The organism is Streptomyces subrutilus (assembly GCF_001746425.1).
In the GTDB taxonomy this organism is placed as follows: domain Bacteria; phylum Actinomycetota; class Actinomycetes; order Streptomycetales; family Streptomycetaceae; genus Streptomyces; species Streptomyces subrutilus_A.
On record NZ_MEHK01000001.1, the window covers coordinates 2,920,483 to 2,944,560 of the forward strand.

The 24,078-nt window shown below is 71.6% G+C and carries 25 protein-coding genes and 1 pseudogene; 11 read left to right on the forward strand and 15 right to left on the reverse strand.

Annotation, left to right across the window (positions count from 1 at the left end; translation table 11 throughout):
* Window positions 1–115 precede the first annotated feature (115 nt).
* Complete coding sequence (locus BGK67_RS14190) at window positions 116–1,342, forward strand: PTS transporter subunit EIIC (protein WP_208948802.1); 1,227 nt, start codon at window positions 116–118, stop codon at window positions 1,340–1,342.
* Window positions 1,343–1,437: 95 nt separating this feature from the next.
* The gene (locus BGK67_RS14195) at window positions 1,438–2,073 is read left to right on the forward strand and encodes a DUF7916 family protein (RefSeq protein WP_069920433.1); all 636 of its coding nucleotides are present in this window, start codon (window positions 1,438–1,440) and stop codon (window positions 2,071–2,073) included.
* On the opposite strand, the gene BGK67_RS14200 is transcribed toward BGK67_RS14195, so the two are convergent.
* Window positions 2,003–2,755 (reverse strand): MBL fold metallo-hydrolase, encoded by a 753-nt coding sequence (locus BGK67_RS14200; RefSeq protein WP_069920434.1) that lies wholly within the window; start codon window positions 2,753–2,755, stop codon window positions 2,003–2,005. The two genes, BGK67_RS14195 and BGK67_RS14200, sit on opposite strands and share 71 nt — an antisense overlap.
* Before the next feature lie 205 nt (window positions 2,756–2,960).
* On the opposite strand from BGK67_RS14200, the gene BGK67_RS14205 reads away from it, so the two are divergent.
* A complete protein-coding gene (locus tag BGK67_RS14205) occupies window positions 2,961–3,395 on the forward strand; it encodes a hypothetical protein (RefSeq protein WP_069920435.1) in 435 nt (144 codons plus the stop codon).
* A 117-nt stretch (window positions 3,396–3,512) separates the two neighbouring features.
* Here BGK67_RS14205 and BGK67_RS14210 read toward each other — a convergent pair whose 3' ends face one another.
* From BGK67_RS14210 to clpS, 8 genes are all read right to left on the reverse strand, one after another.
* The gene (locus tag BGK67_RS14210; protein WP_069920436.1) at window positions 3,513–3,956 is read right to left on the reverse strand and encodes a DUF7144 family membrane protein; all 444 of its coding nucleotides are present in this window, start codon (window positions 3,954–3,956) and stop codon (window positions 3,513–3,515) included.
* A gap of 170 nt (window positions 3,957–4,126) precedes the next feature.
* On the reverse strand, window positions 4,127–5,077 hold the full coding sequence (locus tag BGK67_RS14215) for a PLP-dependent cysteine synthase family protein (protein ID WP_069920437.1): 951 nt from the start codon (window positions 5,075–5,077) through the stop codon (window positions 4,127–4,129).
* Entirely contained in the window at window positions 5,077–5,364 is a 288-nt protein-coding gene (locus tag BGK67_RS14220; RefSeq protein ID WP_069920438.1) for a MoaD/ThiS family protein, read from the reverse strand. The genes BGK67_RS14215 and BGK67_RS14220 overlap by 1 nt, the downstream gene beginning before the upstream one ends.
* A 90-nt stretch (window positions 5,365–5,454) precedes the next feature.
* Window positions 5,455–5,562, reverse strand: a complete 108-nt coding sequence (locus tag BGK67_RS40940) for a putative leader peptide (RefSeq protein WP_312847437.1) — start codon at window positions 5,560–5,562, stop codon at window positions 5,455–5,457.
* Window positions 5,563–5,650: 88 nt separating this feature from the next.
* On the reverse strand, window positions 5,651–6,073 hold the full coding sequence (locus tag BGK67_RS14225) for a M67 family metallopeptidase (protein ID WP_069920439.1): 423 nt from the start codon (window positions 6,071–6,073) through the stop codon (window positions 5,651–5,653).
* A 77-nt stretch (window positions 6,074–6,150) separates the two neighbouring features.
* On the reverse strand, window positions 6,151–7,590 hold the full coding sequence (locus BGK67_RS14230; protein ID WP_069920440.1) for an amino acid permease: 1,440 nt from the start codon (window positions 7,588–7,590) through the stop codon (window positions 6,151–6,153).
* Between the two features lie 315 nt (window positions 7,591–7,905).
* A complete protein-coding gene (locus BGK67_RS14235; RefSeq protein WP_069920441.1) occupies window positions 7,906–8,508 on the reverse strand; it encodes a DUF2017 domain-containing protein in 603 nt (200 codons plus the stop codon).
* Window positions 8,508–8,822: an ATP-dependent Clp protease adapter ClpS gene (gene clpS / locus BGK67_RS14240; protein ID WP_079154176.1), complete on the reverse strand. Its 315-nt coding sequence runs from the start codon at window positions 8,820–8,822 to the stop codon at window positions 8,508–8,510. The genes BGK67_RS14235 and clpS overlap by 1 nt, the downstream gene beginning before the upstream one ends.
* A gap of 80 nt (window positions 8,823–8,902) precedes the next feature.
* Here clpS and BGK67_RS14245 point away from each other — a divergent pair, with 80 nt between their 5' ends.
* The gene (locus BGK67_RS14245) at window positions 8,903–10,231 is read left to right on the forward strand and encodes a nicotinate phosphoribosyltransferase (RefSeq protein WP_069920442.1); all 1,329 of its coding nucleotides are present in this window, start codon (window positions 8,903–8,905) and stop codon (window positions 10,229–10,231) included.
* 262 nt (window positions 10,232–10,493) lie between these two features.
* Window positions 10,494–11,078, forward strand: coding sequence for a nicotinamidase (locus tag BGK67_RS14250; protein WP_069920443.1), 585 nt, complete (start codon window positions 10,494–10,496; stop codon window positions 11,076–11,078).
* Between the two features lie 67 nt (window positions 11,079–11,145).
* Here BGK67_RS14250 and BGK67_RS14255 read toward each other — a convergent pair whose 3' ends face one another.
* Entirely contained in the window at window positions 11,146–11,448 is a 303-nt protein-coding gene (locus BGK67_RS14255) for a hypothetical protein (protein ID WP_069920444.1), read from the reverse strand.
* Between the two features lie 112 nt (window positions 11,449–11,560).
* Window positions 11,561–13,915 carry an immune inhibitor A domain-containing protein gene (locus BGK67_RS14260; protein WP_069923851.1) on the reverse strand — a complete coding sequence of 785 codons (2,355 nt, stop codon included), beginning with the start codon at window positions 13,913–13,915 and terminating at the stop codon, window positions 11,561–11,563.
* Between the two features lie 473 nt (window positions 13,916–14,388).
* Here BGK67_RS14260 and BGK67_RS14265 point away from each other — a divergent pair, with 473 nt between their 5' ends.
* The gene (locus BGK67_RS14265; protein WP_069920445.1) at window positions 14,389–14,715 is read left to right on the forward strand and encodes a hypothetical protein; all 327 of its coding nucleotides are present in this window, start codon (window positions 14,389–14,391) and stop codon (window positions 14,713–14,715) included.
* A 4-nt stretch (window positions 14,716–14,719) separates the two neighbouring features.
* On the opposite strand, the gene BGK67_RS14270 is transcribed toward BGK67_RS14265, so the two are convergent.
* Window positions 14,720–15,436 carry an RDD family protein gene (locus tag BGK67_RS14270; RefSeq protein WP_069920446.1) on the reverse strand — a complete coding sequence of 239 codons (717 nt, stop codon included), beginning with the start codon at window positions 15,434–15,436 and terminating at the stop codon, window positions 14,720–14,722.
* A gap of 77 nt (window positions 15,437–15,513) precedes the next feature.
* Entirely contained in the window at window positions 15,514–17,418 is a 1,905-nt protein-coding gene (locus tag BGK67_RS40725; protein ID WP_069920447.1) for an RDD family protein, read from the reverse strand.
* Window positions 17,419–17,677: 259 nt separating this feature from the next.
* Here BGK67_RS40725 and BGK67_RS14280 point away from each other — a divergent pair, with 259 nt between their 5' ends.
* Entirely contained in the window at window positions 17,678–18,157 is a 480-nt protein-coding gene (locus BGK67_RS14280; protein WP_069920448.1) for an SsgA family sporulation/cell division regulator, read from the forward strand.
* A gap of 37 nt (window positions 18,158–18,194) precedes the next feature.
* Here the strand turns inward: BGK67_RS14280 and BGK67_RS14285 are convergent, their stop codons facing one another.
* Window positions 18,195–19,577 (reverse strand): FAD-binding oxidoreductase, encoded by a 1,383-nt coding sequence (locus tag BGK67_RS14285; RefSeq protein ID WP_069920449.1) that lies wholly within the window; start codon window positions 19,575–19,577, stop codon window positions 18,195–18,197.
* Window positions 19,578–19,703: 126 nt separating this feature from the next.
* Between BGK67_RS14285 and BGK67_RS14290 the strand changes: the two genes are divergently transcribed.
* On the forward strand, window positions 19,704–21,227 hold the full coding sequence (locus tag BGK67_RS14290) for a tetratricopeptide repeat protein (RefSeq protein WP_208948696.1): 1,524 nt from the start codon (window positions 19,704–19,706) through the stop codon (window positions 21,225–21,227).
* A gap of 127 nt (window positions 21,228–21,354) precedes the next feature.
* Here BGK67_RS14290 and hppD read toward each other — a convergent pair whose 3' ends face one another.
* Window positions 21,355–22,509 (reverse strand): 4-hydroxyphenylpyruvate dioxygenase, encoded by a 1,155-nt coding sequence (gene hppD, locus BGK67_RS14295; protein ID WP_069920450.1) that lies wholly within the window; start codon window positions 22,507–22,509, stop codon window positions 21,355–21,357.
* A gap of 121 nt (window positions 22,510–22,630) precedes the next feature.
* Here hppD and BGK67_RS14300 point away from each other — a divergent pair, with 121 nt between their 5' ends.
* The 3 genes and pseudogenes from BGK67_RS14300 (at window position 22,631) to BGK67_RS14310 (ending at window position 24,008) form a co-directional block, all read left to right on the forward strand.
* On the forward strand, window positions 22,631–23,107 hold the full coding sequence (locus tag BGK67_RS14300) for an Lrp/AsnC family transcriptional regulator (RefSeq protein WP_069920451.1): 477 nt from the start codon (window positions 22,631–22,633) through the stop codon (window positions 23,105–23,107).
* Between the two features lie 56 nt (window positions 23,108–23,163).
* Window positions 23,164–23,343 (forward strand): annotated as a pseudogene (locus tag BGK67_RS36240) (glycine betaine ABC transporter substrate-binding protein); the annotation flags it as partial.
* A gap of 38 nt (window positions 23,344–23,381) precedes the next feature.
* On the forward strand, window positions 23,382–24,008 hold the full coding sequence (locus tag BGK67_RS14310) for an ArsR/SmtB family transcription factor (RefSeq protein WP_069920453.1): 627 nt from the start codon (window positions 23,382–23,384) through the stop codon (window positions 24,006–24,008).
* Window positions 24,009–24,078 lie beyond the last annotated feature (70 nt).

Here is a 24,078-nt window from a genome sequence, read left to right on the forward strand (position 1 = left end):
CCCTTTCTGAGACGTCGCCGTCCCCGGTTCTCCTCTGGCGGCGCCTTGCCCACTGGAGGAAGTTGTGTCCACGGCTGCCGCCCCCGCGGCTGAAAAGAAGAAGGGCGCTGGCGTGATGGCCGTCATGCAGCGCATCGGCCGGAGCCTCATGCTCCCCGTTGCCGTGCTGCCTGCCGGCGCGCTCCTGCTCCGCCTGGGCGCGGACGACATGCTCGGCGACAAGGACGTCTTCCCGACGTTCGTCCTGAAGATCGCCGGATACATGGCCGCCGGTGGTGGCGCGATCCTCGACAACATGGCGCTGCTCTTCGCCGTCGGCATCGCGATCGGCTTCGCGAAGAAGTCGGACGGCTCGACCGCGCTCGCGGCCGTCACCGGATACCTGGTCTTCCAGAAGGTGCTCGCCACCTTCACCGACGGCAACCTCCCGCAGGTCGCCAAGGTGGTCGGCGGCAAGATCGTCATGGTGGACGCCGCGGTCAACGCCGGCGTGCTCGGCGGTGTCGTGATGGGTGTCATCACCGCCCTGCTGTACCAGAAGTTCTACCGGACCAAGCTGCCGGACTGGGCGGGCTTCTTCGGCGGCCGCCGCCTCGTCCCGATCCTCTCGGCCCTCGCGGGTCTGCTCACCGGTATCGTCTTCGGCCTCATCTGGCCGGTCCTCGGCACGGGTCTGCACAACTTCGGTGAGTGGCTGGTCGGTTCCGGCTCCGTCGGCGCGGGCATCTTCGGTGTCGCCAACCGTGCGCTGATCCCGATCGGCATGCACCACCTGCTGAACTCGTTCCCGTGGTTCCAGGCCGGTTCGTTCGAGGGCGCCAACGGTCCCGTCCACGGCGACATCGCCCGCTTCCTCGCCGGTGACCCGAGCGCCGGCCAGTTCATGACCGGCTTCTTCCCGATCATGATGTTCGCCCTCCCGGCAGCCTGCCTCGCGATCGTCCACTGCGCCCGTCCCGAGCGCCGCAAGGTCGTCGGCGGCATGATGTTCTCCCTCGCGCTCACCGCCTTCGTCACCGGTGTGACCGAGCCGATCGAGTTCACCTTCATGTTCATCGCCCCGGTGCTCTACGCGATCCACGCGGTCCTCACCGGTGTCTCCATGGCGCTGACCTGGGCCCTCGGGATGAAGGACGGCTTCGGCTTCTCGGCCGGTGCGATCGACTTCCTGCTCAACCTGGGCATCGCGACCAACCCGTGGGGCCTGGCCGGCATCGGGCTCTGCTTCGCGGTGGTCTACTACTTCGTCTTCCGCTTCGCGATCACGAAGTTCAACCTCCCCACCCCCGGCCGCGAGTCCGACGAGGAGCTCGCCGAGCTGGCCAAGGCCGAGGCGAAGTAAGCCCGGCGCTCACGCCGCGAAAAGGTCCGAAGCCCCCGTCTTTCCTTCCGAAAGACGGGGGCTTCGGCCTGTCCGCGCCGCATAGCGTGGAAACCATGACAGAACAGCGCATTCTCGACCTCGACCGCGACCAGCTCGCCGCCCTGCGCGGCCGCGCCCTGACCCGGGCGGTGGCCGCCGCCGAGGGGCGGACCATGGTCGCCGAGGTCTTAGCCGAGCGCGCCGCGCTCTCCCCGCACCCGGACGGCCGCGGGGTGCACAACGCCGAGCTCGTGGCCGCGTTCGGCGCGGACATCGTCGTACTGAACCTCATCGAGCGGGCCTGGGACGGTGAGCGGCTGCGGCTGCCGGGCCTCGGGGAGTTCACCTCGTTCACCGAGCGGGCACAGGTGATCGGGCGGCCGGTCGGGGTGAACCTGGAACCCGGCGACGTACCGGAGATCCGGCGCGCGAAGCCGGAGTACGCCAAGCGGCTGGTCGGCATGGGCGCGGCGATGCTGTGCGTCACGGCGAACCCGGGCACGGGCGGCTCGTACGAGGCGATGGCGCGGGTCACCGTGGAGCTGCAGGGCGGTCTGGGCGCCGACGCGGCCCTGTGGTCGGGGAAGATGCACCACGCCGGGCATCCGGAGCGGGCCGGCAGGCCCGGCCCGCCGCTTCCTAGACCTCGTAGACGGCGCCCGAGTGGGCGAGGTCCACCGGGCCTTGGTAGACCGCGCGGGCGTCGGTGAGGTTCTGCTGGGCGTCCGTCCACGGCGGCACGTGGGTCAGGACGAGCCGGCCGACCCCGCCGGCCTGGGCGTACTGTCCGGCCTCGCGGCCGTTGAGGTGGAGGCCGGGGATGTCCTCCTTGCCGTGCGTGAAGGAGGCCTCGCACAGGAAGAGGTCGGCGCCCTCGGCGAGCAGGCCGAGTTCGGGGCAGGTCCCGGTGTCGCCGGAGTACGTGAGCGAGCGGCCGCCGTGCTCGACGCGGATGCCGTACGACTCGACGGGGTGGCTGACCCGCTCGGTGCGGACCTGGAAGGGGCCGATCTCGAAGATGCCGGACTTCAGCGTGCGGAAGTCGAAGACCTCGCTCATCGAGCGTTCGTCGGGGACGTCGTCGTAGGCCGCGGTCAGACGCTTCTCGGTGCCGTCGGGGCCGTAGACGGGGATGGTGCCGCAGCGGCCGCCCTCGTGCCGGTAGAAGCGGGCGACGAAGTACGCGCACATGTCGATGCAGTGATCGGCGTGCAGGTGGCTGAGGAAGATCGCGTCGAGGTCGTAGAGACCGATGTGGCGCTGGAGATCGCCGAGGGCGCCGTTGCCCATGTCGAGGAGCAGCCGGAAGCCGTCGGCCTCGACGAGGTAGCTCGAGCAGGCCGATTCCGCGGACGGGAACGAGCCCGAGCAGCCGACGACGGTGAGCTTCATGGAGCGTGAACCTCCGTGGACGGTCCGTGGACGGAATGCGGGCCGTGCGTGGGTCGAGCGTAAGGCGCGAAACGACCGGTCGCTCCTCCGCGGCGGGCCGTTGTGGGGGGAATCACCTGTGCTGTCACCCGGGGGAGCGACGGCGGGCACGGGCGTTGCCACACGTTGCCATGCCGGGGCGTTCCCGCACGGCTACGGTCGAAACATGGACACGTCCTGGTGGCCCGCCGTGGCCGCGGTCGTGGTCCTGGCGGTGGTGGCGCTGCTCGCGGCGGCCGCCGGGCGACGGCTGGGGTCCCCCCGCCGCGCCAGGCCCGCGCCCGCGCACGGCCCGGGGCCGCCGCCGCGGCCCCGGGCGGGTGAGCTGTGGTACCTGGCGGACGGCCGGGTCTGCCTGGTGCTGGCGGTCGGGCAGGTACGGGGGCACCGGGCGCGGGTCGCGTGGATCAGCGGGAAGTACGACGACCGGCGGGCCGGGGTGATCCCGCTGCCGCCGGGGACGGTGGGGCCGCAGGGCCGGACGAGCTTCCTGGAGGCGGACCGGCCGGAGGAGGTGTCGCTGTGGGAGTTCGGCAGGCGGGTGGGGATGCTGGATCCGGTGCTGTGGGACGAGGTCAAGGGACTGGGAGGCGGGCGGTGATCCGGCGGCCGGCCATGCCGGTGGTCCTCGCGGAGCTGCTGGGCGCGGGACCAAGGTGACCGCGCCGCGGGCCGGGACGCCGCATCGGCGTCCCGGCCCGCGGCGGGGCCTCGGGGCTCAGAGGGCGCCGGGGCTGCGGTCGACGCACAGGGCCCAGATCACGAACACGCCGATCGCGATGGCGATCAGGGACCAGAACGGCTGGTAGGGCAGCCACAGGAAGTGCAGGATGATCGACACGCCGGTCAGGGCGATGCCGAGGGCCCGGCCCCAGGTCGTGCCCTTGAGGATCGCGATGCCGACGATCAGGACGATGATGCCCAGGATCAGGTGGATCCAGCCCCAGGCCGTCAGGTCGAACTTGAACGAGTAGTCGCGGACCCGCCAGATGACGTCGTCCTTGGCGAGCGCGGCGATGCCCTCGAAGATCGCGAACACGCCGTTGATCATCATCAGGACGGCGGCGAACAGCACACCTCCCGCCGCCCAGCCGGAGGCGCTCCCTGAGGGAGGCCGGTGGCCGGACGTGCCGGAGGCCGCGGGGTTGGGAGTGGTCGTCATCGAGCCACCACCCTCTCTGTGAGGTCGGTCGGGCAGGTTCAGCCTCTGCCCGTACCGCCGTCCCGGCGACTTCCGAGGGCCGTTCGGGGGATTCGCGCCCCGGCGGACGCCGCGGCCCGCTCCCCCGGGGAGGGGGAGCGGGCCGCGGCGCGCGAGGGAGGGAGTCCGGGCTACGCCCAGAGCTGGCCCTGCAGGACCTCGATGGCCTCTTCGGTGGTGGCGGCCGTGTAGACGCCCGTCGACAGGTACTTCCAGCCGCCGTCGGCCACGACGAAGACGATGTCCGCGGATTCGCCCGCGGCCACCGCCTTGCGGCCGACGCCGATCGCCGCGTGCAGCGCGGCGCCCGTGGATACGCCCGCGAAGATGCCCTCCAGCTGGAGGAGTTCCCGGGTCCGGGTGACGGCGTCGGCCGAGCCCACCGAGAAGCGCGTGGTGAGCACGGAGGCGTCGTACAGCTCCGGGACGAAGCCCTCGTCGAGGTTGCGCAGGCCGTAGACCAGGTCGTCGTAGCGCGGCTCGGCCGCGACGATCTTGATTCCGGGTACGTGCTCGCGCAGGTAGCGGCCGACGCCCATCAGGGTGCCGGTCGTGCCCAGGCCCGCCACGAAGTGGGTGATGGAGGGGAGGTCGGCGAGGACCTCCGGGCCCGTGGTGGCGTAGTGGGCGCCCGCGTTGTCCGGGTTGCCGTACTGGTAGAGCATCACCCAGTCCGGGTGCTCGGCCGCCAGCTCCTTGGCGACCCGCACCGCGGTGTTGGATCCGCCCGCCGCCGGCGACGAGATGATCTCGGCTCCCCACATGGCCAGCAGGTCGCGCCGCTCCTGCGAGGTGTTCTCCGGCATGACGCAGACGATGCGGTAGCCCTTGAGCTTGGCCGCCATCGCCAGGGAGATCCCGGTGTTGCCCGAGGTGGGCTCCAGGATCGTGCAGCCGGGTTGCAGCCGGCCGTCCTTCTCCGCCTGCTCGACCATGTGGAGCGCCGGGCGGTCCTTGATCGAGCCGGTCGGATTGCGGTCCTCGAGCTTCGCCCAGATGCGGACGTCCTCCGAGGGCGACAGCCGGGGCAGCCGGACCAGCGGTGTGTTGCCCACGGCTGCCAGCGGGGAGTCGTAACGCATCAGACAGCGCCGCCGGCCACGGCCGGGAGGATGGTGACGTTGTCGCCGTCCTTCAGCGCGGTGGAGATGCCGTCGAGGAAGCGGACGTCCTCGTCGTTGAGGTAGACGTTCACGAAGCGGCGCAGCTGGCCCGCGGCCGCCTCGTCGACGAGGCGCTCTCGAATGCCCTTGTGCCGGGTCTCCAGGTCGGAGAACAGGTCGGCGAGGGTGGCGCCCTCACCGGACACGGCCTTCTCGCCGTCGGTGTAGGTGCGGAGGATGGTGGGGATGCGGACCTCGATGGCCATGGCCGGCTCCAGTCGTGAGTGAGGGCGTGAGAACGTGAAGGCGCGCGGGTTCGTGGCCCCCCGCGCGAGAGGGCTCTGGTGCTCTGGTGCTCAGACGGCAGGACAGATCGCGCTGGCGAGGCGGCACAGGTCGACGTGCAGCCGCGCCACGAGCAGCAGCCTGCCGGGCGTCTCGATGCTCACGTCGTGGGAAACCATGCGGTCATGTTAACGATTCCAGGTCCCCCGTTTGGAGTGGGATCCCGCATCGTGGACGCATTGCGCTCACATGCTGGTCTGCCGGGGGTCAGTAGGCCTCGACGACCTGCACTTCCTCCTCGGTGATCACGCCGTCGACGATGCGGTACGAGCGGAACTGGAACTCGCCGAGGCCGTCCTTGTCCGCCGTCGAGACGACCACGTAGTGCGCTTCGGGCTCGTTGGCGTAGGTGACGTCCGTGCGGGACGGGTAGGCCTCGGTCGCGGTGTGGGAGTGGTAGACGATCACCGGGTCCTCGTCGCGGTCGTCCAGCTCGCGGTAGAGCCGCAGCAGATCCTTCGAGTCGAACTCGTAGAACGTGGGCGAGCGGGCCGCGTTGAGCATGGGGATGAAGCGCTCCGGACGGCCCGTGCCCGCCGGCCCGGCCACGACGCCGCACGCCTCGTCGGGGTGGTCCTGGCGGGCGTGCGCGACGATCCGGTCGTACAGGTCCTGGGTGAGGGTCAGCATGAGCGACAGGATAAGCAGACGGGCCCTCCCGTACCGAGGAGTGGTACGGGAGGGCCCGAATGGTGGACAGACCTGGTTCAGGAGGCCTTGGTGAAGGCCGCGCCGCGCGGGTTGCGGAACTTCAGGAACAGGTAGGACAGGCCCAGGAGCAGGCCCCACAGGGGGGCGCAGTACAGGGAGACGCGGGCGTCCTTGTCGGCGCCCATCATCACGATGACCATGCCGATGAAGAGCAGGGCGAACCAGCTGGTCCAGGGCGCGCCCGGGGCCCGGAAGGAGGACTGCGGCAGCTCGCCGCGGTCGGCCTTGGCGCGGTAGCGGATCTGGCAGACCAGGATCATGATCCAGGCCCACATGCCGGAGATGGTGGCGAAGGAGACCACGTAGTCGAAGGCCTTGCCCGGGGCGATGTAGTTGATCCAGACGCCCACCAGCATCAGCGCGGCGGAGAACGTGGTGCCGATCAGCGGGGTGCCGCTCTTGGTGAGCCTGGTGAAGAACTTCGGGCCCTGGCCGTTGAGCGCGAGGTCGCGCAGCATGCGGCCGGTGGAGTACATGCCCGAGTTGCAGGAGGACAGGGCCGCGGTCAGCACGACGAAGTTGACGATCGCGGCGCCGACGCCCAGGCCCATGCGCTCGAAGGCGGCGACGAAGGGCGAGACGCCGGGCTGGAAGTGCGTCCACGGGACGACCGACAGGATCATGATCAGCGCGCCGACGTAGAAGACGGCGATGCGCCACGGCACGGTGTTGATGGCCTTGGGGAGGGTCTTCTCGGGGTCCTTGGACTCGCCGGCGGTGACGCCGACCAGCTCGACCGCGAGGAAGGCGAACATCACGATCTGCAGGGTCATCAGCGTGCCGCCGATGCCCTGGGGGAAGAAGCCGCCGTCGTTCCACAGGTTGCTGACGGTCGCGGTGTCGGCGGCGTCGGAGAACCCGATGGTGAGGATGCCGGCGCAGATCAGGATCATGCCGACGATGGCGGTGACCTTGACCATGGAGAACCAGAACTCGAGCTCGCCGAAGAGCTTCACGGAGATCAGGTTGGCGCCGTAGAGGATGACCGTGAAGATCAGCGCGTACGCCCATTGCGGGAAGCTGTCGTGGGTCCAGTACGCCATGTACTGCGCGGCCGCGGTGACCTCGGTAATGCCGGTGACCACCCAGAAGAGCCAGTACGTCCAGCCGGTCACGTACCCCCAGAAGGGGCCGAGGAACTCGCGGGCGTAGTCCGAGAAGGAGCCCGAGACGGGGCGGTACATGAGCAGCTCGCCCAGGGCCCGCATGATGAAGAAGATGACCAGGCCCGCGATGGCGTAGGCCAGGATCAGGCTCGGTCCGGCCTTGGAGATCGCCTTGCCGGCGCCCAGGAAGAGGCCGGTGCCGATGGCCCCGCCGATCGCGATCATCTGGATCTGGCGGGCGCCGAGTGTGCGGTGGTAGCCCTCGCCGCCCTCGCCCCGCGTGCCCTCACCGGGCGTGTTGCCGTGCTGCTCGACCTGCACAGAGGTCATGTCTGGTGCGCCTTTCTCCACGCCGACCCGCGCCATTGGCTGCGGATCGGGTCCTCGATCCCCCCGGATACGGATGGAGTTGCACGCCGGCGGTCCGCCGGTTCAAGCAGGCCGCGGGTCATGGGTGGCGCCCCGGCGGCGATCGTGAAGATTTATCACGTGCTTATGGGTGAGCGAGGGCAGGAAATGTGACGCAGGACACGACAATTTCAGGACATGGGTCCCGAAACAGGTCAGACCACCGCATCGCGGTGATCTGATCGTTATCCGGATTTGAGCGTCCGCTGAGCGAACGGCGCATGTCCTTGAGGATCTTCAGAGGGTTTCGATGAGCGTCTCCTGGAGACCGCCGAGCCACAGGTAGGCCATCACCATCGGCTTGCGCGGATCGTCGTCCGGCAGCCGGAACAGCACCGCGCTCTCGTCGTCCTCGGTGATGTCCAGGCGGGCCGCGATGGTCAGGCGCAGGTCGTTGAGCGCGCCGAGCCAGCGCAGCGGCAGCTCCCCGCTCAGCTCGAGCACCGCCGCCCCGTCGCCGGCCGGGGTGAGCCGGTTCAGGCTGTGGACGACGGCCAGGACGTCCTCCCGCTTGCGGGTGCGCAGGTCGTTCTCGGTGAAGCGGCGGAACTCCGCCGAGCGGGCGCGCAGCTCCTCGGCGTCCTCCTCGGGCCCGGGGCCGCCCGGGCCGCCGTAGGCGTCGGGGAAGAGCCGGGCCAGGGCCGGGTCCGCCGGGGGCTCGGTGGGGCCGTCGGAGGCGAACAGCGCGGCCAGCGGGTCGGCGTCCTCGGCGGGCTCGGGCTCGCCGGGGCCGATCAGCTCGAGCAGCTGGACGGCCAGGGAGCGCAGGATGGAGATCTCGATCTCGTCGAGCGCGATGGCGGCGCCGCCGCCCTTCAGGGGCTGGAACGTGCCGCCCATCAGTTGCGGTCCTGGGAGAGGGTCGCCCACAGGCCGTAGCCGTGCATGGCCTGCACGTCGCGCTCCATTTCCTCGCGGGTGCCGCTCGACACGACGGCCCGCCCCTTGTGGTGGACGTCGAGCATCAGCTTGTGCGCCACGTCCTTCGAGTAGCCGAAGTACGCCTGGAACACGTAGGCCACGTAGCTCATGAGGTTGACCGGGTCGTTGTGCACCAGGGTCACCCAGGGGACGTCGGGTTCAGGGACCGCGAAGGTCTCTTCGGCCGACTCGGTGCGTTCGATCTCAATGGGAGCAACACTCACTTGTCCCATGCTGCCACCGTGACGGGCCCGTCGCACAAACGGGCCCCACATCTCGTCAGTTTGACGAAATGTGCGCTAGCATCGCCGTCATGAACCCTGCGGACCTGGGCCTGCCGGTGGACGTGCCGTCGACAGCGCTCTTCACGGACCATTACGAGCTGACGATGCTGCAGGCCGCCCTGGCGAACGGCACCGCCGACCGCCGCTCGGTCTTCGAGGTGTTCACCCGGCGGCTGCCGGAGGGACGCCGTTACGGCGTGGTCGGCGGAACCGGCCGGGTGCTCGACGCGGTGGAGAACTTCCGCTTCGACGGCGCGGTGCTGGACTTCCTGCGCGAGCGGGCCGTCGTCGACATGCGGACCCTGGACTGGCTGGCCTCGTACCGCTTCTCCGGCGACATCTGGGGCTACCCGGAGGGCGAGGTCTACTTCCCCGGCTCCCCGCTCCTGCGCGTCGAGGGCAGCTTCGCCGAGTGCGTGCTGCTGGAGACCGTGGTCCTGTCGATCCTGAACCACGACTCGGCGATCGCCGCGGCCGCCTCCCGGATGTCCTCGGCGGCCGGCGAGCGGCCGCTGATCGAGATGGGCGCCCGGCGCACGCACGAGCTGGCCGCCGTGGCCGCGTCGCGCGCCGCGTACGTGGGCGGCTTCACCTCCACCTCGGACCTGGCCGCCGGGTTCCGGTACGGCATCCCGACGGTCGGCACGAGCGCCCACGCCTTCACCCTGCTCCACGACAGCGAGCGGGACGCCTTCACGGCGCAGGTGGCCTCGCTGGGCAGCGGGACCACCCTGCTGGTGGACACGTACGACGTCGCCGAAGCGGTACGGACGGCCGTGGAGGTCGCCGGGACCGGCCTGGGCGCCGTCCGGATCGACTCGGGCGACCTGCTGCTGGTGGCCCACCGGGTGCGGCAGCAGCTGGACGAGCTGGGGGCCGCGCAGACCAGGATCGTGGTCACCTCGGACCTGGACGAGTACGCCATCGCCTCGCTGGCGGCGGCGCCGGTGGACGCGTACGGGGTGGGCACCCAGCTGGTGACGGGCAGCGGGCACCCGACGTGCTCGATGGTCTACAAGCTGGTGGCGCGGGCGGCCTCGGCGGACCCGAAGGCGCCGCTGGTGCCGGTGGCGAAGAAGTCCATGGGCGGCAAGGCCTCCATCGGCGGCCGCAAGTGGGCGGCCCGCCGCCTGGACGCGGAGGGTGTGGCCGAGGCGGAGGTCGTCGGGACCGGTCCGGTGCCGTCGGGGCTGGCGGACACACAGCTGCTGGTGCAGCTGGTCAAGGCCGGTGAGGTCGTCGCCCGTGAGCCGCTGGAGGCCGCGCGCGACCGCCACCGCGCCGCCCGGGCGGGGCTGCCGCTGTCGGCGACGCAGCTCTCGCGGGGCGAGGCCGTGATCCCGACGGAGTACGCGTAGCCCCCGCGGCGCGCTCCCGGGGCTCCGCCCCAGCCCCCGCCCCTCGAACGCCGGCGGGGCCGGACATGCCCTCCGGGCGGCCCAGCCCGCACCGGGCGGACGGCAGCAGCCGAACACCCGGCCCCGCCGGCGTGTGAGGCGCGGGCGCGCAACGCCGTACGGGGTCTGGGGCGGGGCCCCAGTTTCGGGAAGGGGCGGGGTGGGGGAAGAGCCCCCGCAGGGCCCCGCCGCCGCATCGCACCACCGAGCCGAAGGACACGTCATGCACCGCGCACTGATCGTCGTCGACGTACAGAACGACTTCTGCGAGGGCGGCAGCCTCGCGGTCACCGGCGGAGCCGACGTCGCCGCCGCCATCACCGAGCTCATCGGGCAGTCCACCGCGGGCTACCGGCACGTGGTCGCCACCCGGGACCACCACGTCGATCCGGGCGGCCACTTCGCGCACCCCCCGGCCGAGCCGGACTACGAGACCTCCTGGCCCGTCCACTGCGTCGCCGGAACCGAGGGCGTCGGATTCCACCCGAACTTCGCCCCCGCCGTCGCCTCCGGCGCGGTCGCCGCCGTCTTCGACAAGGGGGCGTACGAGGCCGCGTACAGCGGGTTCGAGGGGGCCGACGAGAACGGGACGGACCTCGCCGGCTGGCTGCGGGAGCGGCACGTCACCGAGGTGGACGTGGTCGGCATCGCCACCGACCACTGCGTCCGGGCCACCGCCCTCGACGCCGCCCGCGCCGGCTTCGCCACCCGCGTCCTGCTGGACCTGACGGCCGCCGTGGCCCCGCACACCACCGCCCGCGCCCTGGAGGAGCTCCGGACCGCCGGAGTCACCCTCGTCGGCGGCTAGTGCTGTGGCCGGCCGCCGGGGCAGGCGGGGCCGGCCCCGGCCCGGGCGGCCCGCTCCGGTCACGCCACTAGGTGCCCAGCAGGGCCCGGATCGGGTGCCAGAGCTCCTCCGCCACATCGGGCGCGCAGCGCCACAGCAGCCCGTCCGGATGGTGCAGGACGGCCGTGACCTCGTCCGGGGTCGGCGGCTGCGCGTTGCCCCGCAGGTACACCGCCCGCATACCGAGGTTCCGCAGCCTGGTCAGGGCGCGGGCCCGGTTCGCGGCGTGCACCAGAACCCGGACATTTCCCCCCTCTCCCGAGGGTCGCGGCAGTGTGAGCGCGACCACCACGCTGCCGCCTGGCAACCTGACGAAACCTCCACCGGGCATGGCTGTCATCTCCCCCGTCAATAAGAAACTCGCACGACGCATCTAAACGCGATCGGCCGCCACCCGCTAGAGGGCGACGGCCGATCATGCTTTGACCTGCGGTTTTATCGAATTACTTCGAGGAGGGGCCAACCTCGACGGTCATGACCTCACCGTCGTAGGTCTCCTTCAGGATCTTGATCTTGGTGTTGGTGTCAGTGACCTTCACCGATCCGGTCGGGTTCTCGTCGTAGTAGTACTTGCCCTTGCGGTCGTCGAAGACCAGCTGCGCCGGCTTCGGCTTCAGGAAGAGCGACTCGCCGTTCTTGTGCAGCGTGAACGCGTCCGTCGAGTACGCGCTGAATGTGGCGTCGTACGGCTGGATCTTGTTGCGCAGCAGGGTGCCGTCCGCCCACTTCATGGGCTTGGCGTTGGCGTCGACCGGCAGGATCAGACCCTGGCCCGGGTGCTGGCTGGTGTTGTTGTCCTTCTGGGAGGTGTCCCACTGCCAGATCAGCAGACCGTCCTGGTACGGGTAGTGCTCGACCCAGTCCGGACGGGTGTTGCCGAAGCCGAAGTTGTACGGGCCCACCTTGAGGGTGGAGTCGTACGAGACGTAGCGGCGGTTCTCGGCCAGGTAGTACTGCGCGTACTCCTTGGTGAAGCCGGCGCCGATGCGCGAGAAGCCCTTGCCGGTCCAGCCGTTGTCGCCGTTCTCGGCGCCGTCGGTGAACAGCGCGGAGCCGTCCGCGGTCAGGGTGACGGCGTCGGCCGTGAAGCCCTTGCCGCCCGCGCCGCCGTCCGTCTGGTAGCGGAAGCGGAGGTCGATCTTCTTGCCCGCGTAGGCGTCGAGCGGGAAGTTCAGCGACTTCCAGGCACCCGAGACACCGGTCAGCGACGGGTTGCCGGCCGCGTCGACCGGAAGGGCCGTGCCGTCGGCCGTACCCGCGAGGGCGGTCCAGTTGGCGCCGCCGTCGGTCGACACCTCCGTGTAGAGGTAGTCGTACTCGGCCTCGATGTCCCACCAGCCCTTGAGGGACAGCGCGGCGGACGTCTTGCCCGTCAGGTCCACGGAGCGGGTCAGGGTGTTCTTGAGGTCGTCACCCATGTTGCTCCACCACTGGGCTGCGCCCTCGGCGGGAGCGACGACATCGGTCTTGACCTGCTTCTTCGGCAGCTCGACGACCAGCGCCTGCTTGTCCTTCGTGTTGTACTCCGCCACGCCCAGCTTGTGGGTGGACTTCGTCGCGGCCTTGGCCGTGTCGTAGTTCAGCCAGCCGAGCTGGAGCTTGTCCCAGGCCGTCATGTCGCCCGGGAGGTCGCCTATGGAGTCCTTGCCGGTGCCGAGCCAGGAACCGGCCGACATCAGGGACCAGAAGCCGACGGAGTTCTCGCCGCCACCGGAGGTGTCGTAGAGGTCCGGCAGGCCGAGGTCGTGGCCGTACTCGTGCGCGAAGACGCCGAGGCCGCCGTTCTCCGGCTGCATCGTGTAGTCGCCGACCCAGATGCCGGTGTCACCGATCTGCGTGCCGCCGGCCTTGTTGTTCTCCGGGCCGGTCTTGCCCGCGCTGGTGCCGTACGCGTACCAGCGGTGCGCCCACAGCGCGGTCGTGCCCTGCACGCCGCCGCCGGCCGACTCGTCCTCGCCCGCGTGGACGATCTGGAAGTGGTCGATGTAGCCGTCGGCCTCGTTGAAGTTGCCGTCGTTGTCGAAGTCGTAGCGGTCCCACTGGTCGTACTGGGCCAGCTGCGCCTTGATCTGCGCGTCGGTCTTGCCGGCCTTCTTCTGGGCCTCCGTCCACGCGAGGACGCCGTCCTTGACGGTGTCCCACACGTTGGAGCAGTTCGACTGGCCGCAGTAGTTGGAGCCGTAACGGCCCTCGTTGTACGGGACCTTGACCCAGTCGGAGACCTCGCCCTCGACCGAGTAGCGGCCCGAGGAGGTCTTCTCGTAGTAGGTCTTCAGCGAGTGCTTGCCCTCACCCGTGGCGAAGTACAGCTCCTGGAAGTACTCGCGGCTGAAGTCCTTGCGCCAGGCGGTCGAGTTGTCGTTGGCGCGGTCCGGCTGCGCGATCGTGTTGTGCAGCGGACCGGGGGTGCCCCCGTACTTCGGGACGGCGGGCTTGGGGCCCGGGCCGTCCGGGTCGTGCATGGTCTCGTTGTCGACCTGGTCGCCGAACTCGACGAGGATCGTGAAGATCTTGTCGGTCTTCTCGCGGCCGAGCTCGACGTACTTCTTGTCGTCGAGCTTGACGACCTTGGAGGCGCCGCGCTGCTCGACGTCCTTCTTGCCCGTCAGCACCTGGTCCAGCGCGGCCTTGCGCTGCTGCGCCTGCTGCTCGCTGAACGGGCCCTTGAGGTTGTGCTCGACCACCTTGGCCGGAGCGGTCGGGTCCTGCCGGTCCGCCGCCGGGGCGGTCGGGCCCTTGTCGTCGGCCTGGGCCGAGGCGACGGTGAAGAAGGTGGCGCTGGTGGCGCAGGCGGCCATGGTCACGGCGACGGCGGCGGTACGAAGCGCACGCCGTCTGGCGGAATTGCTGGTCACTTGATGTCGTTCCCCTCCCGCGGCCGCATGGACGGTCGGAACGGCTCCATAGGAGCGGGGGGTTCCGCGCGGCGCGCGTCTCAAGTGACGACATTTGACCGGAGAGTCGAAAGAAAAGACAGACCTTGACTTGTTCCTTACAAGTGCACTATGCGGTCGCTCAGTTCCGCTATTCGGACGTTCCGCTGCCATATGGGGCGAAGGCCGCGCCACGACCGCCTGGCGCGCGCCTCGCGCGGGCATTTCGGGGTCCGCGGCGGCGTGCGGCATGACCCCGTGCGCCCCCCGTGCACCGGCACCGTGGGTTAGGTCACGCTTACTGGCGGTTCCGCTCGGGCATCCCCCGTCGTAGAGTCACTTGACGCGCGACCGAGTTGAGCCGACTCCCCCTCCCCTCCCCGAGGACGGATATCGCCATGCCGCGTCCGACTGCCGCACAGCTCGCCTACGGATCCGCCACCGTCGTCGTGTCGACGATCGCCATGCTGCTGCTCTCGCGGACGAGTTCGGGGCTCTGGATCGCGTTCATCGCCGCCGCGGCCCTCGCGCTGGGCCTGCTCGTCGCCGTCACGGTGCCGCTCCCCAGGCGCCGCGGCCGCCACGCGGCCCGCCCCGGCTCGGCCGCCGCGGCCGCACCGGCTCCCGCGTCCGCCGCCGCGCACCTGCCGTACGGGGACGCGCCGACGGCCGCCCGGGTCGCCGAACCCCGGACGGCCGCCGCCGAACATCCCGTCCACCACTGAGCGACTAGGTGGTGGACTGCACGACCACCGTCTTGCCGACCTTGTCGTGGAGGCCCTGCTTGTACGGCTTGTCCACCAGGATCGAGATCGCCAGCGCGATCGGCCACAGGCAGAAGCAGCAGATCAGCGTCGGCAGCCAGAGCACGGCGGCACGGGCGAGGGCCGGACCGGACTGCGGGACACTGCCGTCGTTGAGCATCGCGACGCGCAGGCCCATCGCCTTCTTGCCGATGGTCTGGCCGTTCTTCTTGGTGAACCACCAGTCGTAGCCGAGGTAGGCGGCGATCGAGATCAGCGTCATGATCAGGCCGCTGCCGCTGTAGGACCGGGTGATGACCTCGCTGATGTCCTCGCCCTGGTTCGTCTCGACCGTGTACCGCTTGGTGCCGAAGGCCAGCTGGATGAGGAACAGCGGCACGGCGATGATGACCACGTCGATGATGCGGGCGGCGAGCCGCCTGCCGAAGTCGGCGAGCGGGGGCATCCCCGCGAGCGGATCGGGCATGCCGTAGCCGCCGCTTCCGCCGTAGGGGTCGCCGCCACCGCCGTACGGGGGCGGTGGGGGCGGGTATCCGGCGCCGCCCGTGCCGCCGGGGGGCGGGGCACCGGGGGGCGGGGAGCCGTACGGCGAACCGCCCGACGGAGGCGTCGGTTCCTGGGGCTTCTTGAGGAACGGGTCGTCCTCGGGGCGTTCGCCCGGCGGCGGCTGGTCGGTACTCATGGCCCGAGTCGATCCCGGCACCGTCAACCCCGCAACACGGCACTGTCCATTCGGGGGACCGGCCCGCCACGGGCGGCTCAGCGGGCCACGTACGTCCCTGCCGCCCTGTCGTGCAGGGCCCGGCGCCGCGGGCGGTCCCCGAGGCACCAGAGGCTGCCGGGGAGGCCGAGGAGGGCGTACACCAGCCAGCGGCGCAGGGCCGCGCCGACGGTGGGCGGGCGCAGGGTCGCGGCGGCGAGCACCCGCACGCCGAGCAGCTTCTTGCCCGGGGTGCGGCCCCAACGGGCGGTGGGCAGGGCCTCGTAGAAAACCCCGAACAGGAACACCGCGCCGAGGACCAGGCCGAGGTGGCCGGCGATGGTGCCGTCGAGCAGCCAGACGGTGGTGGTGCGGCCGCTCGCCCGGGCGGCGTCGACCTTGGCCTGGACGTGGGCGGTGGCGGCGGGGACCAGGGGCCGGGCGGCGGCCGCCGCGACGGCCGCGAGGACCAGGCAGTCCACGGCCCGGGCCACGCCCCGCCGCATCAGCCCGGCGGGCCGCACGGCCCGCTCGGCCATCCGCTCGAACACGTCCCGGGGGGTCGGCTCCCGGCGCTCCCTGGCCTCCCGGTGGTCTGTGGCCTCCCGGCGCTCCGTGGCCTCCCGGCGGGGTCCGTCCGCCTCACGGCGGTGGGCGGTGGCTTCGGCGGCGTCCCCGCGCGGGCGCCGGCCGTCGGAGGCGGCCTCGCCGCGGGCGTCAGGCTCCCGGTGGGCGGGGGCTTCGCCGGCCTCCCCGCGCGGGCTCCAGCCGCCCGGGGCGGCGTCCCGGCGGGGCGCCGGGGCTCCGGCCGCGTCCTCGCGCCGGGATCGGGCCTCGGGGGCCTCCCGGGGCGGGGTCCACGGCTGGGAGGGGGCCTCCCGGCGGGACTCCGGAGCCTTGCCCTCGCCGTCCCGGCGCGGGGACCAGGCCTCGGGAGAGGGCCCGCGCCGGGGAGTCGGGGCGTGGGCGGCGTCCTCGCGCCGGGGCGGGGCCTCGGCGGGCTCCTGGGGCGGTGTCCAGGGCCGGGTGGGGGCCACTCGGCGCGGCTCGGGAGCCTCGTGGTCCCGGGGCGGCGGCCAGGCCTCGGCGGGTGCTTCTCGTCGGGGGGCGGGTGCTTCGGCGACTTCTCCGCGTGGCCGCCGGCCGTCGGGCTCGCGGTGGGGCGCGGCCGACTCCCGGTGCGCTGCCGGGGTTTGGGCGGGCTCGCCGGGGGTGGTCCAGGGCTCGGGGGTGGCCTCGCGGCGGGAATCGAAGGCTTCTGCCGGGGGGGCGGCGTACGGGGTGCGGGGCTCGGGCGGGGCCGCGGCTCTGGTCGACGGGATCGAGGGGCGCGTGCCTGCCGGACGGGGCGGCCGGGCCGCGGCGGACGGGGGCTCCGGGGCCGCCGGGGCCGTCTCGGGCCACGAGGAGGTCAGGCCGGAACCCCTGGACCCGCCGGACCCCCCGGGCGCGTCGGGCCACGCGGGGGCCGGGGCCGCCGCCCGGGCCGCCGCCGGGGAGCGGGCCGACAGGATCCCGGCCGCGGCGGACGGCGTACGGGCGAGGGAGATCCCGGCGGCCGGGGCCCTGCCCTCCGCCGGGGCCGGCCCCTCGGGTTCGGGCGCCGGCCGCGGGTCGGGCTCCCGCTCGGGCTCCGCCGGGCTGCCCCACGACACCCGGCGGTCGCGCGGCCCGCCGAAGCCGGCCTGGTGGAGCGGATCGGCCTGCCACACCGCCTGCCCGCCGGCCTGCTCGGCCACCTGCTCGGCCACCGGCTCGGCCACCGGCTCCGCGACGGCCTCCGTAGCCGAGGTCTGGTCCAGGAACACCGGCCCCGTCTCCTCCACGGCCGCCGCCGGGGCAGGCCGGCTCGTACCCGGAACCCAGGCGGCGCCGTTCCAGTACCGGACGTACCCGGGGATGGACGGATCGGGGTAGTAGCCCTCGCGGGCCGCGTGCTCGCCGTCACCAGGGGAGGCCGTCAATGTCCCCAACTCCGATCGTGGCTTGAGGCATGTGCAGGGCAGGACCATAGCCAAGAACCGCCGCTCGACAGGTCCGGTAACGGGAGATTCCAAACCTTCGGGCGAACCCCGGGCCATGCGACTGTTTCCGGTCACCCGACCGAAACCGGCCAACCTTCGATTCCTCGCCCCAAGTCGCGTCATACGCGGGCACAACGGGGCTCTCTGCGGGTGCGGGGCGCGATCCGCCCCCGCCGCACCGAACCGAAGCGAGGCCGTCATGCACCACCCCGTCATCGAGCGCGAGCTGGAACTCAAGCTGGTCCTGTCCCCCGAGCGCAGCGTCCCCGTCCCCGCACGGCTCCTCTACCTCACCGAGGACCCGTACGCCGTCCACATCACCTTCCACACCGGCTCCAGCGCCCCGGTCCACTGGACCTTCGCCCGCGAGCTGCTGGTCGAAGGGGTGTTCCGACCGTGCGGCCACGGGGACGTCCGGATCTGGCCCACCAAGATCGACAACAGGTCGGTGCTCTGCATGGCGCTCAGCTCGCCCGACGGCGACGCCCTGCTGGAGGCCCCCTCCCCCTCCGTGTCCGCCTGGCTGGAGCGCACCTTGCGCGTCGTCCCACCGGGCACCGAGGCCGAGCGGCTCGGCCTGGACGACGCGCTGGCCGAGCTGTTGACCCCGACCCCCGCCGACGAGCTGTGGCTGCGCGACCCCTGGCCCTCGGACGAGTCCGCCGACGGGGACCTGTGATGCCGGCCGGGCGATCCGCCGGGGGCCCGGGGGCGGATCAGAAGAGCTTGCCCGGATTCAGCAGGCCCAGCGGGTCGAAGGCGGCCTTGACCGCCCGCTGCATCTCCAGCCCCACCGGGCCGAGTTCGCGGGCCAGCCATTCCTTCTTCAGCAGGCCCACGCCGTGCTCGCCGGTGATGGTCCCGCCGAGTGAGAGCCCCAGCGCCATGATCTCGCCGAAGGAGGCGCGGGCCCGCCGCGTCTCGTCCTCCTCGGCGGGGTCGAAGCAGACGATCGGGTGGGTGTTGCCGTCGCCGGCGTGCGCGCAGACCCCGATGAGCAGGTCGTGCGTACGGGCGATCGCGGCCGTCCCGTCCAGCATCTCGGCGAGCCGCGAGCGCGGTACGCACACGTCGTCGATCATCGTCGCGGGCCTGAGCGCCTCGAGCGCGGGAAAGGACATCCGGCGGGCCTGGAGCAGCAGTTCCGACTCCGCCTCGTCCTCGGCGGGCACGACGGCGGTGGCCCCGGCGGCCGTGCACAGCTCTCCCACGGCCGCGAGGTCCCCGGGGGCGTGCGGGGTGTCGAAGGCGGCGAGCAGCAGGGCCTCGGTGGCCTCGGGCAGGCCCATCTTGCCGAGCGCGTTGACGGCCCTGACGGTCGTGCGGTCCATGAGTTCCAGCAGCGAGGGGGTCAGGCCGGCCTCCATGACGGCGCAGACGGCTTCGCAGGCGGCGGCGACGGAGGGGAACTCCGCGGCGAGCACCAGCTGGCGGGGCGGCGCGGGCCGCAGCGCGAGCACGGCCCGCACGACGATGCCGAGGCTGCCCTCGGAGCCCACGAAGAGCCGGGTGAGGTCGTACCCGGCGACGCCCTTGGCGGTGCGCCGGCCCGTGCTCAGCAGCCGCCCGTCGGCCAGGACCACGTCGAGGCCCAGCACGTACTCGGCGGTGACCCCGTACTTGACGCAGCACAGCCCGCCGGAGGCGGTGCCGATGTTGCCGCCGATGGTGCACTGCTCCCAGCTGGAGGGGTCGGGCGGGTAGTACAGGCCCTGTGCGGCGACGGCCCGCGAGAGCACGGCGTTGACCACGCCCGGTTCGACGACCGCGATCCGGTCGACGACGGAGATCTCCAGGATCCGGTCCATCCTGACGAGGGACAGCACGATGCAGCCGTCGGAGGCGTTGGCCCCGCCCGACAGGCCGGTACGGGCGCCCTGCGGGACGACGGGGACGCGTAGGGCGGTGGCGGTGCGCATGACGTGCTGGACCTGTTCGACGGTCCGGGGCAGAACGACGGCCGCGGGGGTGCCCGCGGCGCAGAAGCCGGCCATGTCGGTGGCGTAGGAGTCGGTCACCTGCGGGTCGGTGAGCACGGCCTCGGCGGGGAGTCCTGCCAGCAGGCTCGTACGAAGACGTGCGAAGAGGTCGTCATCCATGGGTCCAGTGTGGGCGCCGGCCGGGGCTCCCCCCAGGGGTGGCACGGGGGGCCCATCGGTGTGAACACGGCCGCGACCGGCTCCGGGCACCCCGGAGAGCTCTTCATATTGACGCACAGTGACCCCATGGACCGTATCGACCGTATCGACGAGGATGCGCACACCCCGGCGCCGCCCGTGACCTTCACCGGCCGCAAGACGCTCGTCGCGGCCGCGGTCGCGGTGGTCCTGATCGCGGGAGCCCTGCTGATCCGGCCGGCCCGCACCGGTGACGACGCCCGCCCGCCCGGGCCGAGCGAACGGGCCGCGGCGGCGGTCGGGATGGGCGCGCCGGCGGCGGCGGTGGACGTGACGGCGCTGGTCGCGGACCGCGAGAAGTGGCTGGCGAAGCACCCGGACGACGATGCCTCGTGGGCCGTCCTGGCCGGCGCCTACCTGGAGCAGGCGCGGCGCTCCGCGGACCCGGCCTGGTTCCCGAAGGCGGAGAAGGCGCTCAAGAAGTCCTTGGCGGTCCGCCCGGCCGAGAAGGGCAACTTCGACGCGATGACGGGCATGGGCACGCTGGCCAATGCCCGGCGGGACTTCGGGACCGGGAAGAAGTGGGGCGAGCTGGTACGGGCGCAGTCGCCGAAGCGGTGGACCGCGTACCCGGTGCTCGTGGACGCGTACACGGGGCTGGGCGAGTACAAGGCGGCGCAGGCGGCGATGGAGCGGCTGCTGGAGCTGCGGCCGGGCTTCGCGGCGTACGTCAGGGCCTCGCAGGTCTACCGGGACCGCGGCTGGCGCGAGGACGCGGTCGTCGCGATGGAGCACGCGGCGGGCGCGGCCAAGGGTCCGGCGGAGAAGGCGTACACGCTGTTCCGGCTCGGGGAGCTGTCCTGGGAGCGGGGCGAGGCGGGAGAGGCCCTGCGGCTGTACGAAGGTGCGCTGCGGACGGATCCGGCGCAGTCGGAGGCGGTGGCCGGGCGGGCCCGGGCGCTGGCCGCGCTGGGGCGCGGCGGGGAGGCGGTACGGGACTACCGGCTGGCGCTGGGCCGCACTCCGGTGCCGCGGGTGGCGCTGGAGCTGGGCGAGCTGCTGGAGGCGCTGGGCCGGGAGGAGGAGGCGCGCCTGCCGTACGACATGCTGGGCGCGATGGCGGTGCGGGACGCCGGCGCGAACGGGGTGGACGACGACGTGGTGCTGGGCCTGTACGAGGCGGACCACGGTGATCCGGCGGCGGCGGTGCGGCGGCTGTCGGAGGAGTGGTCGCGGCACAAGAGCGTGCAGGTCGCGGATGCGCTGGGCTGGGCGCTGCACAAGGCCGGCGAGGACTCGTCGGCGCTGGAGTACGCGAAGAAGGCCACCGATCTGGGGCTGCGGAGCGCGGACTTCGCGTACCACCGGGCGATGATCGAGCGCGCGCTGGGGGACGAGGCGGCGACGCGGCGCCACCTGCAGGAGGCGATGCGTACGAACCCGCACTTCTCGCCGCTGCGGGCGCCGTTGGCGAAGGAGGCCCTGGCGACGATCGGCCAACCGCCGGCGGGCGGGCCGGAGAACATGCGGCCGACGCGGCCGTGGGTGGCCCCGGAACTCCCGAAGGCGGCGGAGCCTGCCGCGAAGCCGAAACCGAAGCCGAAGCCGTCCCCGTCCGCGTCGTCCCTCTGACCGACCCGCGGCCCTCCCCTCCCGGGGCCGCGGCCCGGCAGGGCCGGTACCCCTGCCCGGCTGGGCTCCGCTCCTGGGGCTCCGCCCCAGACCCCCCAGACTCCGTCCGGGGGGACACCGGCGCCGGCTACAGGTTGCCGCGCTTCGCCTGCTCGCGCTCGATCGCCTCGAACAGCGCCTTGAAGTTGCCCTTGCCGAAGCCCATCGACCCGTGCCGCTCGATCATCTCGAAGAAGACCGTCGGCCGGTCCTGCACCGGCTTGGTGAAGATCTGCAGCAGGTAGCCGTCCTCGTCGCGGTCGACGAGGATCTTCAGCTCGCGCAGGGTCTCCACCGGCACCCGCGTCTCGCCCGCCCACTCGCCGAGCGTGTCGTAGTACGAGTCCGGCGTGTCCAGGAACTGCACGCCCGCCGCCCGCATCGACCGCACGGTCGCGACGATGTCGTTCGTGGCCAGCGCGATGTGCTGGACGCCCGCGCCGCCGTAGAACTCCAGGTACTCGTCGATCTGCGACTTCTTCTTCGCGATCGCCGGCTCGTTGATCGGGAACTTCACCTTCAGGGTGCCGTCCGCGACCACCTTGGACATCAGCGCCGAGTACTCGGTCGCGATGTCGTCGCCCACGAACTCCTTCATGTTCGTGAAGCCCATGACCTTGTTGTAGAAGGCGACCCACTCGTTCATGCGGCCGAGTTCGACGTTGCCCACGCAGTGGTCGATGGCCTGGAAGGTGCGCTTGGCCGGCGGCTCGACCATCGGGTCGACGGCGACGAAGCCCGGCAGGTAGGGGCCGGTGTAGTCGCCGCGCTGCACCAGCGTGTGGCGGGTCTGGCCGTAGGTGGCGATCGCCGCCATCGTGACCGTGCCGTGCTCGTCCTTGACCTCGTACGGCTCGTCCAGACCGCGGGCGCCGTGCTCGACGGCGTACGCGTACGCCGCCCGCACGTCCGGGACCTCGATGGCCAGGTCGATCACGCCGTCGCCGTGGTCGGCGACGTGCTCGGCGAGGAAGCGGCCGCGGTCGGTCGTCGCCTTGATGACCGAGGTGAGGACGAAGCGCGCGGCGCCGTTGGTCAGGACGTAGCTGGCCGTCTCGCGCACGCCGTTCTCCGGTCCGGAGTAGGCGACGAGCTTCATGCCGAAGGCGGTCGAGTAGTAGTGCGCGGCCTGCTTGGCGTTGCCCACGGCGAAGACGACCGCGTCCATGCCCTTCACCGGGAAGGGGTCTGCCTCACGCGCGGTGTGCGGGGTGGTTTCCAGGTTCGCCAAAGACTCAGTCATGACCGCAGAGTCCCGCCGATCCACAAGCTGCGCAATAGTTTCCTGTTTGGCTGTACAGACTGCCCAGTAAAGGGCAAGGATGGCTGAAACATCTGTGCACTATGACCACCCCGGAGGGCCCGTGGGCATCGATGAACTCGACGGCCGCCTCATCGTCCTGCTCGCCCGCGAGCCCCGGATCGGGGTCCTGGAGGCCTCACGGCGGCTCGGGGTGGCGCGCGGGACCGTACAGGCCCGTCTCGACCGGCTTCAGTCGAACGGAGTCATCCGCGGCTTCGGTCCGCAGGTCGACCCGGCGGCCCTCGGCTATCCGGTCACCGCCTTCGCCACGCTGGAGATCAAACAGGGCCAAGGCGTGGACGTGCGGGTGCACTTGGCGGGCGTTCCGGAGGTGCTGGAGCTGCACACCACCACGGGGCACGGGGACATGCTGTGCCGGCTCGTGGCCCGGTCCAACGCCGATCTCCAGCGGGTGATCGACCGTGTTGTCGGTTTTGATGGGATCGTTCGGGCTTCGACGGCGATCGTCATGGAGAATCCCGTTCCCCTGCGGATCATCCCACTGGTCGAACAAGCGGCCGAGGACGACAGCCGATAGGTGCTGGGCTCCGTACTCACCGTGCTACTCGCCCTGTTCGTGGACCGGCTGGCGCCCCGTCCACGCTCGACAACACCTACACCCTGGCGATCAGCAAGAAGAACAACGCCAGGTACGGACTGAAGACGATCTCGGACGTGGCGGAGCTGGCGCGGGAGGACCCGTCGGCGGTGACCCTCTGCGTGGAGAACGAGTTCGCCTCGCGCGAGGACGGGCTGGAGGTCGTTGCAAAGAAATCCTTGCAGAGAAGTCTTTGCAACCCTACAGTCGAGCCATGCCCGAGAAGCCCGGCGACCAGCCCAACGTCCGCACCCTCGACGCCGGCAGCCTGCGCGGCCTGGCCCACCCCCTGCGCATGCGCCTGCTGGCCGCCCTGCGCCTGGACGGGCCCGCCACGGCCTCCCAACTGGCCCAGAGGCTCGGCGAGTCCAGCGGCGCCACCAGCTACCACCTGCGCCAACTCGCCGCGCACGGCTTCGTCGAGGACGCGCCCGAGCGCGGCAAGGGCCGTGAGCGCTGGTGGCAGGCCTCCCACGACGGCACCGCCTTCGACGAGGGGCTGATCCACGCCGACGACGCGGCGACTCGCGGCGCGGCCGACGTCTTCCTGGCCGAGATCGCGCGGATCCACACGCAGGAGCTGAACACCTGGCTCGCCACGGCCCACGCGTGGCCCACCGAATGGCGGGAAGCCTCGGACCTCAGCGACTTCACGCTGAACCTGACCCCCGCGCAGAGCCAGGAGCTGATCGGGAAGTTGCACGACCTGATCAACAGCTACCGCGACCTGCCTCCCTCGGACACCGACCCGGGCGCGGGTTCGGACGCGGACTCGGCCCCGGTCACCACGGAATCGGTCCGCATCCACACGCACGTCATCCCGCGCCGCGCCGCGCAATAGCTCCCTTTCGCCCGTTCGCAGAAGGAGTCCTGCCATGCACGCCTTCCCCCCTGCCCCGCTCCACTCCGCC